Origin of the sequence: Acinetobacter haemolyticus (assembly GCF_003323815.1) — a bacterium.
Classification (GTDB): Bacteria; Pseudomonadota; Gammaproteobacteria; order Pseudomonadales; family Moraxellaceae; genus Acinetobacter; species Acinetobacter haemolyticus.
In genome coordinates this window covers 469970-487534 of record NZ_CP030880.1, presented here as the reverse complement: position 1 = coordinate 487534, position 17565 = coordinate 469970, and the positions used below count along the sequence as shown (strand labels likewise).

The following is a 17565-nucleotide window of genomic DNA, read 5'->3' as shown; positions in this document are numbered from 1 at the left end:
TGAGTAGAAGATGAAATATCAGATTCTAGATCAATTACAACAATATAAAGCCGAATTGCTCGACTCAGTAGAACTGGGTTCAGGTATGCAACTCGCGATGTGGCACAATAATCAAGATCGCGTCAATGTTTGCAGCAATCACCATACACTGAGTATGTACATTCAAGGCGGATATCAAAGCTATCAAAAAACTGCTCAAGGTTGGCATAATGGTGGTGGCCCTGATCATATGTGCTTGATGCCTCAAGATTTTGAATCAACATGGGATCTTCGTGACTCACTCACTTTTGTCCATCTCTATTACACCCAACAACATTTACAACGTGTCGCAGAACAAGTTTGGGATCGTGAACCCAACCAAATTATTTTAAATCCACAGACTTTTGTTGCTGATCCACACATTGCCATGATTTACCGACATTTTTTACTCAATGGTGCATGGCAAAATCGTGAAAATCACTTACAAATGAGCACTGCAACCACACTGCTACTTAACCATTTAATTAAAAATTATAGCCACGCCCAATGGCAAGCACCGGAAGTTAAAGGGGGATTATCACCGTATGTGTTGAAACAATTATTGCAGTGGATTGATCACAATCTCCATCTCAGTTTGACACTCTCTGACTTGGCACAGCAAGCTCAACTGAGTGAGTATCATTTTGCCCATATGTTTAAGCAATCGATGCGTATGCCACCTCACCAATATGTAATGCAACGCCGCTTAGAGCAAGCACATCAAGCATTACAGCAAACCAATCTCAATTTAACCGAAATTTCTGCGCAATATGGTTTTAGTTCTAGCAGTCATTTTAGTAATCGATTTAAAAAATATTTTGGTTATTCTCCCTCTCAAATGCGCATGAAGTAAGTTCATTATTAAGTCTCTTATATTTTTTTGAATTAAAGAAAACTCAATAAAGGTTAGATCAATAGAGAAAGAAGCCAAATCCTTAAGCCTTTAGCCAAAAGTCGTTTAAAACTCCCACAATCCGAGCTTTTTGTCATATAATTTAGCCCGCCAGCTAATCGCCCGCTCAAGAGAATTTTGATATGACAACGATCATCAAACAAGATGACTTGATTACATCAATCAAGGATGCCCTCCAGTTTATTTCTTACTATCACCCACAAGACTTCATCCAAGCGATGAGCCGTGCGTATGATCGTGAAGAGAACAAAGCTGCAAAAGATGCTATTGCACAGATCCTCATCAACTCACGTATGTGTGCTGAAGGTCACCGACCAATCTGTCAAGATACAGGGATCGTTAATGTTTTCCTTGAAGTTGGCTTAGACGTTAAATTTGATTTAACCATGAGCTTAGATGATGCAGTGAACGAAGGTGTACGCCAAGGTTACTTAGAAAATTCAAACGTACTTCGTGCTTCAGTTCTTGCTGATCCAGCTTTTGGTCGTAAAAATACTAAAGACAATACCCCTGCGGTCATTCACTACAAACTCGTACCAGGGAATAAAGTCGATATTACCGTTGCAGCAAAAGGTGGCGGTTCAGAAAATAAATCTAAACTTGCGATGCTTAACCCATCTGATTCGATCGTGGATTGGGTACTTAAAACCGTTCCAACGATGGGTGCAGGTTGGTGTCCACCAGGTATGCTCGGTATTGGTATCGGTGGTACTGCTGAAAAAGCCATGATGCTTGCGAAAGAGGCACTCATGGAAGAAATCAACATGGACGAATTACTTCGTCGCGGTCCACAAAACAAGATGGAAGAACTCCGTATCGAGATCTTCGAAAAAGTAAATGCGTTGGGTATTGGTGCTCAAGGCCTTGGTGGTTTGACGACTGTTCTTGATATTAAAATCAAAGATTACCCATGTCATGCTGCAGGTAAGCCAGTCGGTATGATTCCAAACTGTGCTGCAACTCGTCACGCACACTTCCAGTTAGATGGTACAGGTGTTGCACACATTCAAGCGCCTAAACTTGAAGACTACCCTGCTGTGACTTGGGATTCTTCTCAATCAAAACGTGTAAACCTTGATACCATTACACAAGAAGAAATGGACTCTTGGAAACCAGGAGATACCTTACTTCTTAACGGTACAATTTATACAGGTCGTGATGCAGCACACAAGCGCATGGTCGACATGTTAAATAATGGTGAAGAACTTCCAGTCGACTTAAAAGGTAAATTTATTTACTACGTCGGTCCTGTTGATCCAGTAGGTGATGAAGTGGTTGGTCCTGCTGGTCCAACAACTGCAACACGTATGGATAAATTTACGCGTCAAGTCTTAGAAGCAACTGGCTTATTCGGCATGATTGGTAAAGCGGATCGTGGTCCTGCGGCTGTTGAAGCAATCAAAGACAATAAAGCAACTTACTTGATGGCTGTCGGTGGTGCTGCTTACCTCGTGTCTAAAGCTGTACGTGAAGCGGAAGTCGTTGCATTTGCTGACCTAGGTATGGAAGCAATCTACAAGTTTGTGGTTGAAGATATGCCTGTGTCCGTTGCAGTTGATGTCAATGGTACATCTATCCACGCAACTGCTCCAAAAATCTGGCAAGCAAAAATTGGAAAAATTCCAGTGGTTGATGCTGCACAAGCTTAAGCTCTCGTGTATATCAACAAAATATAAGTGATATTCACTTTAAAGGCATTGAGGTTATTCTTAATGCCTTTTTAAATGCTTGAAATTTGATAATACGATGAAACCTCTATTACACTGCTTAAACATTAACAAGGGAGGGCTCTCAATATTATGCTTTATCAAAGATTCTTACTTCTATCCACATTTGCTATTTGTTCTAGCAGCTATGCTCAAAGTGAACCTGACTTACAGCAACAGATCAATAATTTAAAACAACAACTTGCTGCACTCGAAACCAAACTACACCAACAACAAGCCAAAGCATTAGACGAGAAAACAGAGACCACCCACACTGAGGCTAGAAAAAGTAAAGTCGAGGTCGGAGGAGCAGTTCGTGCCAATTTAGGCATCAACTCATACGAAAAAGGCAATAAAGACCGTCATGGCGATTTTGATTTCGATATGATCGCACTGAAGTTTAATGGCAATGTTGACGATATCCTGCTCGGTGCAGAACTGCGTTTTTATGACTACATGACGACCGTCAAATATGCGTGGTTAGGTTATGAATTCCTACCGAATTGGGAAGTTAAAGCCGGTATTACCCCTGTCCGCTTTGGTAATCAACCTTATAACTCTCACAGCTACTATTTCAGCCCCAATTATTATATTGGTCTAGAGGATGACTTTGATCTTGGGATCTTAGTTTCACGTCAAATGAAAGATAATTGGCGACTGGATTTAGGCTTCTATAAAAATGATGAATTAGGCGGTGTTGATGGTTATGTTGATGATCGTAGTAAACGCTACTCATACGATGTAGTTGGCGTACGAACTAAAGGTGAGGATATTTATGCTGAGCCCACACAAAAAATTGGTGAATACAATACACTTGCAGGTCGCGTAGGTTATCAATTCGATATCGGTGGGGTTATCAGTGAAATAGGTACATCGGCCCTTTATGGTGGATTACATGACAACCAAAACCGTGTCGGAAATTACCACGCATGGGCGGTTCATCTCAATAGTAATTATCAGCGCTGGAACTTCCAATTACAGCACAGCCAATATGACTACAATGTCAACAACAATGCAGATCGTATGATTGTAGGTGCTTACGGTTTTTATGATTCTATAGCGGCTCAGGCCAAGTCATTAAGTGCAAATATTGCTTATACATTACCCGTTTCTCTAGGGCCAATTTCGCAACTACAATTTTATAATGATTACGGGATGATTTACGATAAATCTGACAATAGTCGCGATACCTTTATGAACACGACAGGTGTTGCGGTTTCTGCGGGTAATTTCTTTAGCTATATCGACTTTGTGAACGCAAAAAATCAACCTTTCATCGGAGGAAGTGTTGCAGGTGATAGTTCTAAAACTGAACAACGTTTTAATATTAACTTAGGTTACTATTTCTAAACCTTAATTAACTATATGTAGAAAGGCAAAACTAGATTGCGCCTTTCTACATAGATCATCATGGCATATTACCATGTCAAAGGATTCCATAATTTAAATGGCTTCACGAGATGCACTTCTGATTTAGCATCGTATTTTTCAGGTTTAAGTTCTTGTGGTTTGGAACGTACTTTCCCCGATTCTTCCTGTGCCACAAAATTATAACTAGACGATTTTAAACGGGTAAATGCGATTTCCTGACGAGCAACTTTATCAGGCGTTGGCATAAATGGACCTGAACGCACACTACGCTCGACTTTGTTCTCTTCGTCGTACTTAATAAAATAAGTCTGCCCTGCGTCCACGCTAAAATCGATGTACTTCGGTTTTTGAAAATGTAATCCAACCAAAGGACGACTCACACTTAAACGATAAGTGCCAGCAGGCAATTCAAGCCAATAATAGTGATTATGCAATAAGCTTGGAATACGATGCCCATTGATAAATAAATTTGCAGCGGCGATCTCTTGGCGATTCCAACGCGTATCAGGACGATATAAGTAGACCACAGCGGCCTGCTCATTTTGCGGTTTAATCGGACTGAAATGCTGACCTAATTTTTGATTTACCCAACCACCCACTGTGAAACCACCCACATGGTATTGATCAAATAAACCAGGCTCTTTCTCAGTATCAATAGGTGGTAGCGTTGCAGTCAGCGCTATTGGTTTTTCTTCAACTGTCTTATGACTTTGACAGCCTGCCAACACCCCTGCACAACACAATGATAATATTAAATAACGCATGACATCCCTCAAGGCGTTTTCTTGGATTTATTTTTTAACTACGCAATACTATGCGGATTTTTCAATATTTAAGATTAACACCTCAACGTCTAATTGCAAATAAAAAAAGCATGAAAAGCGAAGCCTTTCATGCTTTTTAGATGAACGATACCAGATCAGGATTACGCTGATTTGGAATCAATCACCTTTAAGTCTTTCTTTTCAACTGTTTCTGCACTGGTCGTTTGAGGTAAGCGCTCAGCCTTAAACTTCGGCTTCGCTGTTCCATTGATCACAGCTTCATCAACAATCACAGTACCCACATCTGAACGACTCGGTAAATCATACATCGTTTCAAGCAGTACATTTTCCAAGATAGAACGCAGACCGCGAGCCCCTGTATTACGTTCTAATGCTTTCTTCGCCACCGCACGTAAAGCTGACTCTTCGAAGACTAGATCTACATCTTCCATCGTAAACAAATACTGGTATTGACGAGTTAATGCATTTTTCGGTTCTGTCAGAATCTGCATTAATGCCTCTTCATCAAGTTCCTCTAATGTTGCAATCACAGGTAAACGACCAATGAATTCTGGAATCAAACCAAACTTCACAAGATCTGTTGCTTCCACCTGACGGAATAGTTCAGAGACTTTTTTACTGTCATCTTTGTTTTTCACATCAGCGGTGAAACCAATTCCACCTTTTTCTTGACGCTGCTGGACAATTTTTTCTAAACCAGAGAACGCACCACCACAAATAAACAAAATATTTGCAGTATCAATCTGAATGAATTCTTGCTGAGGATGTTTACGGCCACCTTGTGGAGGAATAGAAGCAACCGTACCTTCAATCATTTTTAATAACGCTTGCTGTACGCCTTCACCAGACACATCACGGGTAATCGATGGATTTTCAGATTTACGCGTAATCTTATCAATCTCATCAATATAGATGATTCCTTTTTGCGCTTTCTCAACATCATAATCAGCTTTTTGCAAAAGCTTTTGTACAATGTTTTCAACATCTTCCCCTACATAACCAGCTTCGGTTAATGTAGTTGCATCAGCCATTGCAAAAGGAACATCGAGTAAACGTGCAAGTGTTTGTGCAAGTAAAGTTTTACCTGAACCTGTAGGTCCAATCAGCAAAATATTACTTTTCGCAATCTCAATCTCTTTATGTGTATGACCTGACTGCCCTGCTTTTAAACGCTTGTAGTGGTTGTACACTGCAACAGATAAGGTTTTCTTAGCGATATCTTGTCCAATAACATACTGATCCAAGGCAGCACGTATTTCATGCGGCTTAGGCAAAGGTTTACTCGCCCAATCACCTGCCTCAACTTGTTGACTCGTTTGAACCAAGTCCATGCAGACATCCACACACTCATTACAAATATATGCGTCCTCACCTGCAATCAGTTTCCCGACTTCAGACTGCGTTTTACCGCAAAATGAACAATGTTTTTGTCCTTGAGGATGTTCGGACATATTTACTCCAATTCTAAATCTTTAAAATTACGGACGCTTACTTAATACTTGATCAACTAAACCATATTCTTTCGCCGCTTGCGCTGTCATGAAGTTATCACGATCAGTATCACGAGCCACTGTTTCATAGTCTTGCCCACTATGCTCAGCCATCAAACGATTCAAACGCTCTTTGATAAATAAAATCTCACGTGCATGGATTTCGATGTCAGAAGCTTGACCACGGAAGCCACCTAATGGTTGGTGAATCATGACACGTGCATTTTCAAGACAATAACGTTTACCTTTTGCACCTGCATTTAACAAGAATGCACCCATAGATGCTGCTTGTCCCATACAATAAGTCACAACATCAGGTTTAATAAACTGCATGGTGTCATAAATCGCCATACCCGCAGTGACTGAGCCACCTGGTGAATTAATATAAAGGTGAATATCTTTTTCAGGGTTCTCTGCTTCTAAGAATAACATTTGTGCAACGATTAGGTTTGCCATGTTATCTTCAACTTCGCCCGTTAAGAAAATAACGCGCTCACGTAATAAACGTGAAAAAATATCAAATGAACGTTCACCACGAGATGATTGCTCAACGACAACAGGAACTAAAGCATTTTCAATTGTTGGAACATACATACGTTTATTTATTCCTAAATTATTGTGACTCGGTCTATGCCAACAATATGAGGGATAATCGATGAAATTGCAAAAGGTTCACTCTGAATTATTCGATTATTTCAGCTGATTTTTGGCAATTTTTCGACAAATTAACACATTCATAACAGAGACAAAGACAGATAAAAAAAGGCGCTTACGCGCCTTTCTTCAGAACTTTTGAAAAATTAGCCACGGCGAGCTTGTTGTTCTTTCAATAAGTCTTCATAACTGATCGCAACATCAGTTACTTTAGCAGCAGCTAAAATGTGATCAACCACTTGATCTTCTAACACAACAGCTTCAATTTGAGCGCGTTGTTGTTTGTCATTTTTGAAGTATTCAACAACTTCTGTTGGATCTTCATAAGAAGAAGCCATGTCATCGATATAAGCATCAACACGTGCTTGATCAACTTCAAGTTTAGCATCAGCCAATACTTTGCTTACCAATACGCCTAGCTTAACTGATTTCTCAGCTTGTTCTTTGAACAATTCATCAGGAAGCATGCTGCTGTCAAATGCACCTGCGCCTTGAGCACCAAACTGCTGAGTGAATTGTTGGATCATTTGTTGACGTTGACGGTCAATTTCTTGAGCAACCATAGAAGCTGGAACTTCAATTTCGTTTGCAGCAACAAGTGCATCAAATGCCGCTTGTTTTACTTGGTTACGAAGACCATTGCGAACTTCACGTTCCATATTCTTACGAACGTCAGCTTTTAATTTGTCTAAGCCTTCTTCTTCAGTTAAACCAAAGATTTTTAAGAACTCAGCATCAATCTCTGGAAGCTTTTGTTTTTCAACAAGCTTTACAGTGATTTTGAATTGAGCTGCTTTACCAGCCAAGTTTTCAGCTTGATAGTCTTCAGGGAAAGTAACATCAATCACTTTCTCTTCGCCTTTTTTCATGCCGATGATGCCATCTTCAAAACCTGGAATCATACGACCTGAACCAAGAACAAGTTTAAAGTCTTCAGCAGCACCACCTTCAAACTTCTCACCATCAACTGTACCTTCAAAGTCGAAAGTCACTTGCATGTCTTTTTTCGCCATGCCTTTGGTTTCAGTCCAAGAAGCACGCTGCTTTTGCAAGTTTTCAATCATTACATCAACGTCTTTATCATTGATTTCTGATGACTTACGTTCAACTTCTAAGTCAGCAAAAGCTTTCACTTCTACTTCTGGATAAACTTCAACAGTTGCTTCATAAACTAAAGCATCATCTTTGTTTTCCACTTTCTCAATGTTCGGCATACCGACAGCATTGATTTTCTCTTGTTGAATTGCTTCGAAAACAGTGTCACGGATGACGTCATTTACAACTTCTTGATAAATGCTTGCACCATATTCACGGCGAACAACATTTAAAGGCACCTTACCTGGACGGAAGCCGTTGATCTTCACAGTTTTGGCAGTGCGTTTTAAGCGAGCTTCAAATTGCTCGTTAACACGGCTCGTCGGTACAGAAACATTTAAACGACGGGCAACGCCCGAAACCGCTTCAGTCGTTACTTGCATGGCTTCCTCGATATTTAGTTAGTAGTAACAATTTTTTAAAGTGCCACATTATATGACAACTTTTCAGATATACAAAATTAGATGATGAAAAAGTCACTTTATCTGCCCACCCACCCTAATTTATTAAGATTCTTAAATCAAACTTAAAACAATGTTTCTTTTTGTTGTTAATGATAAGTTTTATCATTATCATTACTACATCTATATATCACCCACATTCTCGTGACTTTTATTTTTATTTAGGGATTTTTTAAATTATGGCAAGGTTCAATCCTCACCCTCTTTCTGCTGCTCTTCTCGCTCTTGTATCTGGGGCCGTCTATGCCAATAACGCTGAACCAACGACGACACATCAATTATCAACTATCGTGGTTTCAGCTGCAGGTTACGAGCAAGATATTAGAAATGCACCCGCTTCTATTAGTGTCGTAACAAAAGAAGATATTGAAAAGAAAAATGCGACCAGCATTGCAGATCTACTTACTGATATTCCTGGTATCGATATCCGTGATGGTATCGGTAAGACCTCTGGCTTAAATATTAAAATGCGGGGTTTGGGAAATGAATACAGTCTAATTCTGATTGATGGTCGTCGCCAAACCACCTCTTCAGACGTGACACCAAATGGTTTTGGTGAATCCGCTAATGGTTTTTTACCACCGTTGGCTTCTATTGAACGCATTGAAGTGATTCGAGGACCAATGGCTACACGCTATGGCTCTGAAGCAATGGGTGGTGTGATTAACATTATTACCAAAAAGATTAGCAATGAATGGAATGGCAATGTCACAGTAAGTGGCAATGTGATGGAACATGGCGGTGAAGCCGACTCCTGGAAAACCAGCTTAGTCGTCAATGGTCCAATTATTCAGGATAAACTTGGCGTACAACTACGTGGTTCTTATTTAGATCGCCAAAAGTCGGAACGTGTTCCAGGCACGTCAGGTCGTGATCCACGCCCAAGCGAAGCAGACATTTATGATGTTGGTGGAAAATTATCATTTAAATTGAATGATCAAAATAGCTTTTGGATAGATGGCTTTCACTCAAATCAAACTTATAAAAACGATGATAGCCGTTTAGGTACACAAGATTGGACGACCGTACCAAGAGGTGCAACGGAACTGGGCGCTACAGGCTATAAAGATAAATTAGAGTTTAAACGTGATCAGATTGCTTTAGGTCATGACGGTGACTATAGTTTTGGTCAATGGACCTCCTATGTTAGCCAAACCCAAACTGAAACAGTTGGACGTACAATCCCACATAATACTTTCCCTGGAAATGCCTCAGCAGGTCAGGATCGTACACTAAAAAATACTGATTTAGTTGCAGACTCGCATGTGGTTTTGCCAATTGCTGATCATAAGTTAACGGTTGGTGCTGAATATAAAGAGGCTAAAATTGCAGATGACATAGCTGGCTTTGGCTCTATATTCAAAAAAGATTCTTTCTCTGTCTATGCTGAAGATGAATGGCGTATTCTCGAAAATCTCGGTTTCACTCTTGGTGGTCGTTATGAAGATCACTCTGGGTTCGGTGGTCAATTTAGCCCACGTGCTTACCTAGTCTGGAACGCAAATGACAACTTGACACTAAAAGGTGGTGTCAGCACAGGCTACAAGGCGCCTTCAGCCAAAGATCTTCACAATGGTATTATCAGTATCACTGGACAAGGAACCTCTTTTAATGTGGGGTCCCCAAACTTAAAACCAGAAGAATCAACCAACTATGAGCTTGGGTTTAATTATAACAATGGCAATTTAGACCTTACCACTACAGCGTTCTTTAATAAGATAAAGAACCTGATTACAGATGGGCCAGAATTATTAAATTGTTCTTCTGCAACAAATCCGAATCAACCAGGTTGTGTGAGTTATGGTTCACATATTACCCAAAATAGCTTTAACCAAAAAATCAATGCGGATGAAGCAGAAACCAAAGGTATTGAACTTAGCCTCAAATATAGCATTATTCCAGAATGGGACATTAAAGCTGCATATACCTACATGGAATCAGAAATTACCAAAGGTAAAAACAAAGGTTCATACCTAAGTAACGTACCCAAGAATGCATTTAACATGACCTCAACTTGGCATATCAATGATGCATTTGATTTATGGTTGCAGCATGAATACAAGTCAGATCGTAAGCGTTACGATACTGAGCAAACTACCGGTGATGCCGCCATTATTTACAATGCAACCAATAACAAACTAAAAGGCTATAATTTATTCAACTTAGGTGCCAGTTACAGCGTTAATGATCAATTACGTTTTAATGGTTCTGTTAACAATTTACTTGACAAAGATTTTAGCAGTAATGGTTCATATATAGATGCTCAGGGTAATCCTGCCTCTTATTATGACTACATGCAAATCAGCTCAAGTATGTCAGGCACCTACCTATCAGGTCGTAACTATTGGTTATCTATATCTTATGATTTCTAAGAAAATCATCAGTTAAGCTTAAAGAACCTGCAAATGCAGGTTCTTTAATGTGTACCCTGTGATAAAATTTTGCAAACCGCGTTAGAATTTCTGAGAAATTCACAAGACAACTACTTTAAAATTAAAAAATAAAAATAATAAATATCAGTTAATTATATTTAACAATCACTACATTACCACTTTATATGTTTATTAATCATTAATACCAATTTTAAAAAATAGTATTAAATATCAAATCACTAAGCATATACATCCTCTTTTACACCAGTTAAAGCTATTGATAACGATAATAATTATCACTAAACTTCGCACAACCTGTTACATAGTTTAACAATTTCTTCACTTTTACCGCATTGTTCGTAAAAGTATTCCTCTGTCGAACGTTCAGTCATTCACTACTTGTTTAGGGGTTCTCTCAATGGCTAAGATAAAAAGTCGTAAACACCTCCGTACCACTCCTTTAGTCGCACTCGCGGCAAGCTTACCGTTTGCTGCACACACAGCACATGCCAATGAAAGTACAACCCAACTTCCTATTATTAAAGTGAATGCTGAAAATAACTATAAAGCAGAAGCCGTCAGCTCACCAAAATATACGCAACCTTTAGTAGATACTCCACAAACAATCCAAGTGATTAAAAAAGAATTATTACAAGAACAAGGTGCTGCATCGTTAATAGAAGCTTTGCGCAACACCCCTGGTATCACCTTGCAAATGGGTGAAAATGGAAATACTAGCGCAGGTGACACATTCCAAATGCGTGGCTTTTCTACTCAAACTTCAACCTATGTAGATGGAATACGTGATCTCGGAGCGGTTAGCCGTGACGTTTTCAATCTTGAACAAATCGAAGTTGTAAAAGGTCCTTCTGGTGCCGAGGCTGGTCGTGGCTCAGCTTCTGGATATATCAATCTGGTTAGTAAATTGCCTAAAGCCGAAAATAGCAGTGAAGTTTCTGCTCGTTACAATACAGCCGAAAATGCACGCTTAACAGCAGATATCAATCAAGTCATCAATGACAGTATAGCGATTCGCTTGAATGCGATGGGGCAAGACGGCGGTGTTGAGGGGCGTGATGTAGTTGAAAATAATGGTTGGGCTATAGCTCCATCGATTGCTTTCGGTTTGAACTCTGATACCCGTTTTTACTTGTATTCTCAACATATTCGTCAAAACAACATTCCAGATGGAGGCATCCCTACTATTGGTATCAAAGGTTTCTATAATGCGGATGCTGAAATCAACAAAGCCCGTGCTGTAGATCGTTCAAATTATTATGGCAACGTGAATGACTTCGAAGATATTGAAGCCGATATGATCTCTGCAAAAATTGAGAGTGATTTTGGTGAAAATATCAAATTTACTAACACAACGCGTTATGCAAAATCACAAATGAATCGTGCCTTAACAGGAATAAACGCGATCAATAAAAATGGTTCTAGCAATCCAAAAGACTGGACCATTGCGCGCTCACATCAAGGTGTTGATCAAGAAAATAAAATCTTGGCCAATATTTCAGCCTTAAATTTTAACTTTAAAACAGGGATCATCGAGCATGATCTTGTTGCAGGTTTAGAGTTTTTACAAGAGCAACAGATATCTCGTACTTTAGCAACTCAAATGCCTGGGCAAGCTACCGTAACTCCACCGCCAGCGAACTTGTATAATCCAAATCACCATGATGTTATGCCAAAACTGGTCTACACAGGGGCTTATGGTGACGGTGAGACTCAAACAGCCGCTGCATATTTATTCGACACAATTAAACTCCTAGATAATCGCTTACAATTTAATGGTGGTGTACGTATAGACTACTATCACACCACTTATGATGCGCTCACTATCGCTGCCGCTACAGGAGTAGAAACCCCAACCGATTTGAAAGCGCACGACACCTTGGTGAGTTGGAAACTTGGTAGCTTATTTAAACCAACCGAAAATAGCAGTGTCTATGCATCTTATGCCAAATCTTTAACACCTCCAGGAAGCGCTAACTTCAGCCTTTCTGATGCATCATCAGGCACACAAGCTGCCAATAACCCTCGTGGAAAACCACAGGAAACACATCACTATGAAATTGGTGGAAAATGGGATGTGTTAAAGAATAAACTGGCATTGACTGGTGCGGTTTATCACACTGAAAATGAAAACCAATTTACTCAAGACCCTATTACAAAAGAATCCCTTCAAGAAGGAAAAACTCAAGTTAAAGGTGTTGAACTTGGTGTAGTGGGGCAAATTACCGATGCATGGAATATTTCTGCTGGCGTTGCTCACATGAAAGCCAAGCAAAAAGATCAACGAAGCATAAGTACCAATGCAACAACAGGTGTAACAACAGTTACAACAACTGATTCTGTTCGTTGGTCTCCTGACTGGACAGCGTCACTATGGACTACCTATGATATTGCAGGCTTTAAAGTTGGTTTAGGTGCACGCTATGTCGATGAACAAAAACGTGTGGTGACTGACAGCACTGCGCCAGCGAATATGCCAAAAGTTCCATCTTATGTCGTATTTGATGCGATGGCGGGTTATGCCTTTAACAAAAATGCCTCAGTAAACCTCAATGTATACAACTTGGCTGACAAGGAATACATCAGTGCATTAAACAATGGTGGTAGCCGTTTTGTTCTAGGTCAACCACGTTCAGCAGCCTTAACCTTCAACTATAAATTCTAAGCGATTGATTTCGAAAATTAGATTTGAATAGATGCGATCAGCCTGTCAAAGAAGTTATACTTTTTCGACAGGCTGTATTTTTTGGATAAATTAAATATGATGCTGCATATTCCTGAATTATTAAATAAACAACAGGTTTTAGACATTCGCCAACAAATTCAGCAATCATCTTCTTGGATGAATGGCGCACAAAGTGCTGGTGCACAGGCGCAGCAAACAAAAAATAATTTACAAATTGATATACAAAGCGACCTTTATTCTTTATTAAGTCAATCGGTACATCAAGCTTTACAACATAATCTTTTATTACGTTCTGCCGCACTGCCACGACAGATTTTACTGCCGATGTTCAACTGCTATCAAAACCAAGGACATTACGGCAATCATGTAGACGGTGCTATTCAACATTCATCAATCACAGGACAAGCCATTCGAACAGATGTGTCCATCACGGTTTTTTTATCCGAACCTGATGAATATGAAGGTGGCGAACTGATTGTTGAAGATACGTATGGTAGCCATGAAGTTAAATTAGATGCAGGCGACGCGATTCTATATCCTGCTACCAGCTTACATCGTGTTGAACCCGTTACCCAAGGAAGCCGTATTGCTGCATTCACTTGGATTCAAAGTATGGTCAGAGATGATTGGCAAAGAAGCATGCTCTTTAATTTAGACATGACCATTTTAAAATTAAGGCAACAACTCGGAGATTCAGAAGAGGTGGTTGCGCTCACAAGTCATTATCATAATTTGTTGAGACAATGGGGAGATTTATAATGACACCGACCTCCCCTTTACCCCCTTTCACTGAGATTCCTGCACATCTACAAAGTGTCTTAGATTATGAATTACAAGCACAGCATCATATCGCTGAGCCGACATGGCACTATTTACAAGGCGGTGCAATGTATGAACAAAGCCTTCAGGAAAATCAACAACAGTTCAAAAATATTCGACTCATCCCTCGTCATTTAAAGGATTTAACACAAGCAACTACCCAGTTAAATTTATTCGGATTGGACTATCCACATCCGATTTTTTTAGCGCCCGTTGGTCATCAAGCCCTGTTTCATCCTCAAGCTGAGCAAGCAACTGCACTTGCCGCACAAGTGATGCAAAGTAATTTAATCTTAAGCCATCTCACCAACACTCACATGGCTGATCTAAATCACCAAAATCCGTATAAATGGTTTCAGCTGTATTGGCAAGGTGACCGAGCACAATCCTTAAATTTGATCAAAACTGCGGAACAACATGACTATAAAGCCATTGTGATCACTGTCGATGCGCCTCATACCGGCATTCGAGATCGAGAGCGTAAAGCAAATTTTTACCTACCAACCGATTTAGTACACCCTCATTCCCCTCCCCATAAACAAGATTTCAGTCAGCCGCATTCAATTTTTCAAACATTGATGCGACTTGCACCCGTCTGGGAAGATATCGCTTGGGTGGTTGAAAACACACATTTACCTGTACTACTTAAAGGTGTCCTGCATCCTGCCGATGCAAAAAAAGCTGTAGAGTATGGGGTTGCTGGCTTAGTGATCTCTAATCATGGTGGACGAGTTTTGGATGGTACTATCCCACCACTTATTGCATTACAAAAAATCAGGAGTGTAGTTCCTGAACATTATCCTTTATTAATCGATGGCGGCATTCGTCGTGGTTCTGATATTTTTAAAGCGATTGCGTTAGGCGCAAATGCAGTATTGGTTGGCCGTCCATATATCTATGGTTTGGCAACGGCAGGGGCTTTAGGCGTCGCACATGTCTTAAAAGTTTTAAAAGAAGAATTAGAAATTACCATGGCACTGATGGGAACAGCGAGCATAAATGAGATTAACCAAGATTTTATTTACCGAGATTAGCCGATATCTCGGTAAATATTTTCATTATTTTTCTATTTAGCGCAAAAATAGGAAATTATTTCTTGTTGATACAAATTAAAATGCCTTATAGATTTAGATAGACCTTTGCAGTTGCCTGTATTTTCACCTAGACTGTTTTCTATTACGTGATTAATATAGCAACACAACCTAATAACTGCGTTGAATGGTAGATGATGAAAACAAATCGCGGCTTTATCCATCCGTCTCATAAAAAACATCTCGCTGCTCTCCTGATGCTGCGCCTCGCGCGCATATAACTTTTTTGACCTAAATTTTTAGGTACTCGACACAGATTCTCTTTAAATTATTTCGAATAGACACCATATATAAAGTAGCACGTTGCATTTACGCTGAGTTTGCAACCCCTGCTATGACAAGGAGTTAGCAAAATGTTGGCAGATCCAAGTAAAAAATACCGCCGTATGTATCAACGTGTGGATTTACCAGACCGTCAATGGCCAAATAATGAAATTAACCAAGCGCCAATTTGGATGAGTACCGATCTTCGTGACGGTAACCAAGCGATTTTTGAACCGATGAATATGGAACAAAAATTAAAAATGTTCCATATGTTGGTGAAAATTGGTTTTAAACATATTGAAATTGGCTTTCCATCTGCATCCCAAATCGACTTTGACTTTGCTCGCAAATTGATCGAAGAAGATTTGATCCCAGAAGATGTCTACATTGAAGTCTTAGTGCAAGCACGTGATCATTTGATTGAACGTACTTTTGAATCCTTAGTGGGCGCAAAGCGTGCAATCGTGCATATCTATAATTCAAACTCACCAACATTCCGTCAAAAAGTCTTGAATGTCGATGTCAATGGTGCGAAACAACTTGCCATCAATGCAGCCAATAAAGTCAAAGAATATGCAGCACAATATCCTGAAACTGAATGGGTATTTCAATACAGCCCTGAATGTTTCACTGCAACAGAATTAGAAGTTGCCAAGGATGTATGTGATGCAGTCACAGAAATTTGGGAAGCATCGCCAACCAATAAAGTGATTTTGAACTTACCTGCAACTGTCGAAGTGTCAACGCCAAATGTCTATGCCGATCAAATTGAATGGATGCATCGCAACTTGGCGCGTCGTGATGGTGTGATCATTTCTGTTCACTGCCATAATGACCGTGGTTGTGGTATCGCAGCATCTGAATTGGCGATTATGGCTGGTGCTGACCGCGTTGAAGGCTGTGTATTTGGAAATGGCGAACGTACGGGTAACGTTGACGTTGCAGCCATTGCTTTGAATATGTACACCCAAGGTGTTGCACCGAATTTGGATTTCTCGAACATCAATGAAATCATCGCTACAGTTGAAGAATGTACAGGCTTACCCGTTCATCCTCGTCATCCATACGCAGGTGATTTAGTCTTTACTGCATTCTCTGGTTCGCACCAAGATGCGATCAAAAAAGGCTTTGAATTCCAGAAAAATGAAGAAATTTGGGATATGCCTTACTTGCCAATCGATCCGAAAGACTTGGGTCGTGACTACGATGCGGTAATTCGTGTGAATAGCCAATCAGGTAAAGGCGGTATTGCATACTTATTAGAATCGAATTACAACGTTGCCTTACCACGTCGTGTTCAGATTGAGTTTAGTCAGATCGTTCAACAACATACTGATGAAAATGGTACAGAAATCAGTGCGCATGAGATTTGGACATTGTTCGAAAAGACTTATGTAGATATTAAAAACCACCATTATCAAACTAAACACTATCAGTTGTCTGATATCAATGGCACACAAATCATCGAATTAGACATTGAAATTGAAGGTGAGATTCAACGCTTACGTGGTGAAGGTAATGGTCCAATCTCTGCAATGTTGAACGCTTTACAGTTGCCAATCGATGTTGTGAACTATGAAGAACGTAGTATCAGTTCTGGTGCAAATGCCAAAGCCCTTGCTTTAATTGAACTCCAAGTGAAAGGCACAGGCAAAAGCGCATTTGGTGCAGGTGTACATGACAACATCGTTACGTCATCAATCGAAGCCATTATTGCATGCACCAACCGATTGATTGAACAAGGTGTGTTAACAACGGATCAAGTGGTTGCCGCTGCAGTTTAACAAAAACAATCGTTTAAAAAGGATACCAGAGTTGGTAT

General features: G+C 39.9%; 12 protein-coding genes. 8 read left to right on the top strand and 4 right to left on the bottom strand.

Annotation, left to right across the window (positions count from 1 at the left end; genetic code table 11):
* Positions 1-10 precede the first annotated feature (10 nt).
* The 3 genes from DS737_RS02325 (at position 11) to DS737_RS02315 (ending at position 3987) form a co-directional block, all read left to right on the top strand.
* Positions 11-871 carry a helix-turn-helix transcriptional regulator gene (locus DS737_RS02325; RefSeq protein WP_004640920.1) on the top strand — a complete coding sequence of 287 codons (861 nt, stop codon included), beginning with the start codon at positions 11-13 and terminating at the stop codon, positions 869-871.
* A gap of 182 nt (positions 872-1053) precedes the next feature.
* Positions 1054-2580 (top strand): fumarate hydratase, encoded by a 1527-nt coding sequence (locus tag DS737_RS02320; RefSeq protein ID WP_004640921.1) that lies wholly within the window; start codon positions 1054-1056, stop codon positions 2578-2580.
* Positions 2581-2730: 150 nt separating this feature from the next.
* Positions 2731-3987, top strand: coding sequence for a carbohydrate porin (locus DS737_RS02315; RefSeq protein WP_113996669.1), 1257 nt, complete (start codon positions 2731-2733; stop codon positions 3985-3987).
* Positions 3988-4055: 68 nt separating this feature from the next.
* Here DS737_RS02315 and DS737_RS02310 read toward each other — a convergent pair whose 3' ends face one another.
* The 4 genes from DS737_RS02310 to tig form a co-directional block, all read right to left on the bottom strand.
* Positions 4056-4772 carry a DUF2846 domain-containing protein gene (locus DS737_RS02310; protein ID WP_113996668.1) on the bottom strand — a complete coding sequence of 239 codons (717 nt, stop codon included), beginning with the start codon at positions 4770-4772 and terminating at the stop codon, positions 4056-4058.
* Between the two features lie 161 nt (positions 4773-4933).
* Complete coding sequence (gene clpX / locus DS737_RS02305; RefSeq protein WP_008941235.1) at positions 4934-6244, bottom strand: ATP-dependent Clp protease ATP-binding subunit ClpX; 1311 nt, start codon at positions 6242-6244, stop codon at positions 4934-4936.
* Positions 6245-6271: 27 nt separating this feature from the next.
* Positions 6272-6877 carry an ATP-dependent Clp endopeptidase proteolytic subunit ClpP gene (clpP, locus tag DS737_RS02300; protein ID WP_004640929.1) on the bottom strand — a complete coding sequence of 202 codons (606 nt, stop codon included), beginning with the start codon at positions 6875-6877 and terminating at the stop codon, positions 6272-6274.
* Between the two features lie 206 nt (positions 6878-7083).
* A complete protein-coding gene (gene tig, locus DS737_RS02295; protein ID WP_004640930.1) occupies positions 7084-8415 on the bottom strand; it encodes a trigger factor in 1332 nt (443 codons plus the stop codon).
* Positions 8416-8672: 257 nt separating this feature from the next.
* On the opposite strand from tig, the gene DS737_RS02290 reads away from it, so the two are divergent.
* The 5 genes from DS737_RS02290 to leuA all read left to right on the top strand — a co-directional run bounded on the left by DS737_RS02290 (position 8673) and on the right by leuA (position 17527).
* On the top strand, positions 8673-10865 hold the full coding sequence (locus DS737_RS02290; RefSeq protein ID WP_113996667.1) for a TonB-dependent receptor domain-containing protein: 2193 nt from the start codon (positions 8673-8675) through the stop codon (positions 10863-10865).
* Positions 10866-11283: 418 nt separating this feature from the next.
* Positions 11284-13548, top strand: coding sequence for a catecholate siderophore receptor Fiu (locus DS737_RS02285; RefSeq protein WP_113996666.1), 2265 nt, complete (start codon positions 11284-11286; stop codon positions 13546-13548).
* Positions 13549-13644: 96 nt separating this feature from the next.
* Positions 13645-14328 (top strand): Fe2+-dependent dioxygenase, encoded by a 684-nt coding sequence (locus DS737_RS02280; protein ID WP_113996665.1) that lies wholly within the window; start codon positions 13645-13647, stop codon positions 14326-14328.
* Positions 14328-15422, top strand: a complete 1095-nt coding sequence (locus DS737_RS02275) for an alpha-hydroxy acid oxidase (RefSeq protein ID WP_017395718.1) — start codon at positions 14328-14330, stop codon at positions 15420-15422. The genes DS737_RS02280 and DS737_RS02275 overlap by 1 nt, the downstream gene beginning before the upstream one ends.
* 410 nt (positions 15423-15832) lie before the next feature.
* Positions 15833-17527: a 2-isopropylmalate synthase gene (gene leuA / locus DS737_RS02270; RefSeq protein WP_005086764.1), complete on the top strand. Its 1695-nt coding sequence runs from the start codon at positions 15833-15835 to the stop codon at positions 17525-17527.
* Positions 17528-17565: the final 38 nt, after the last annotated feature.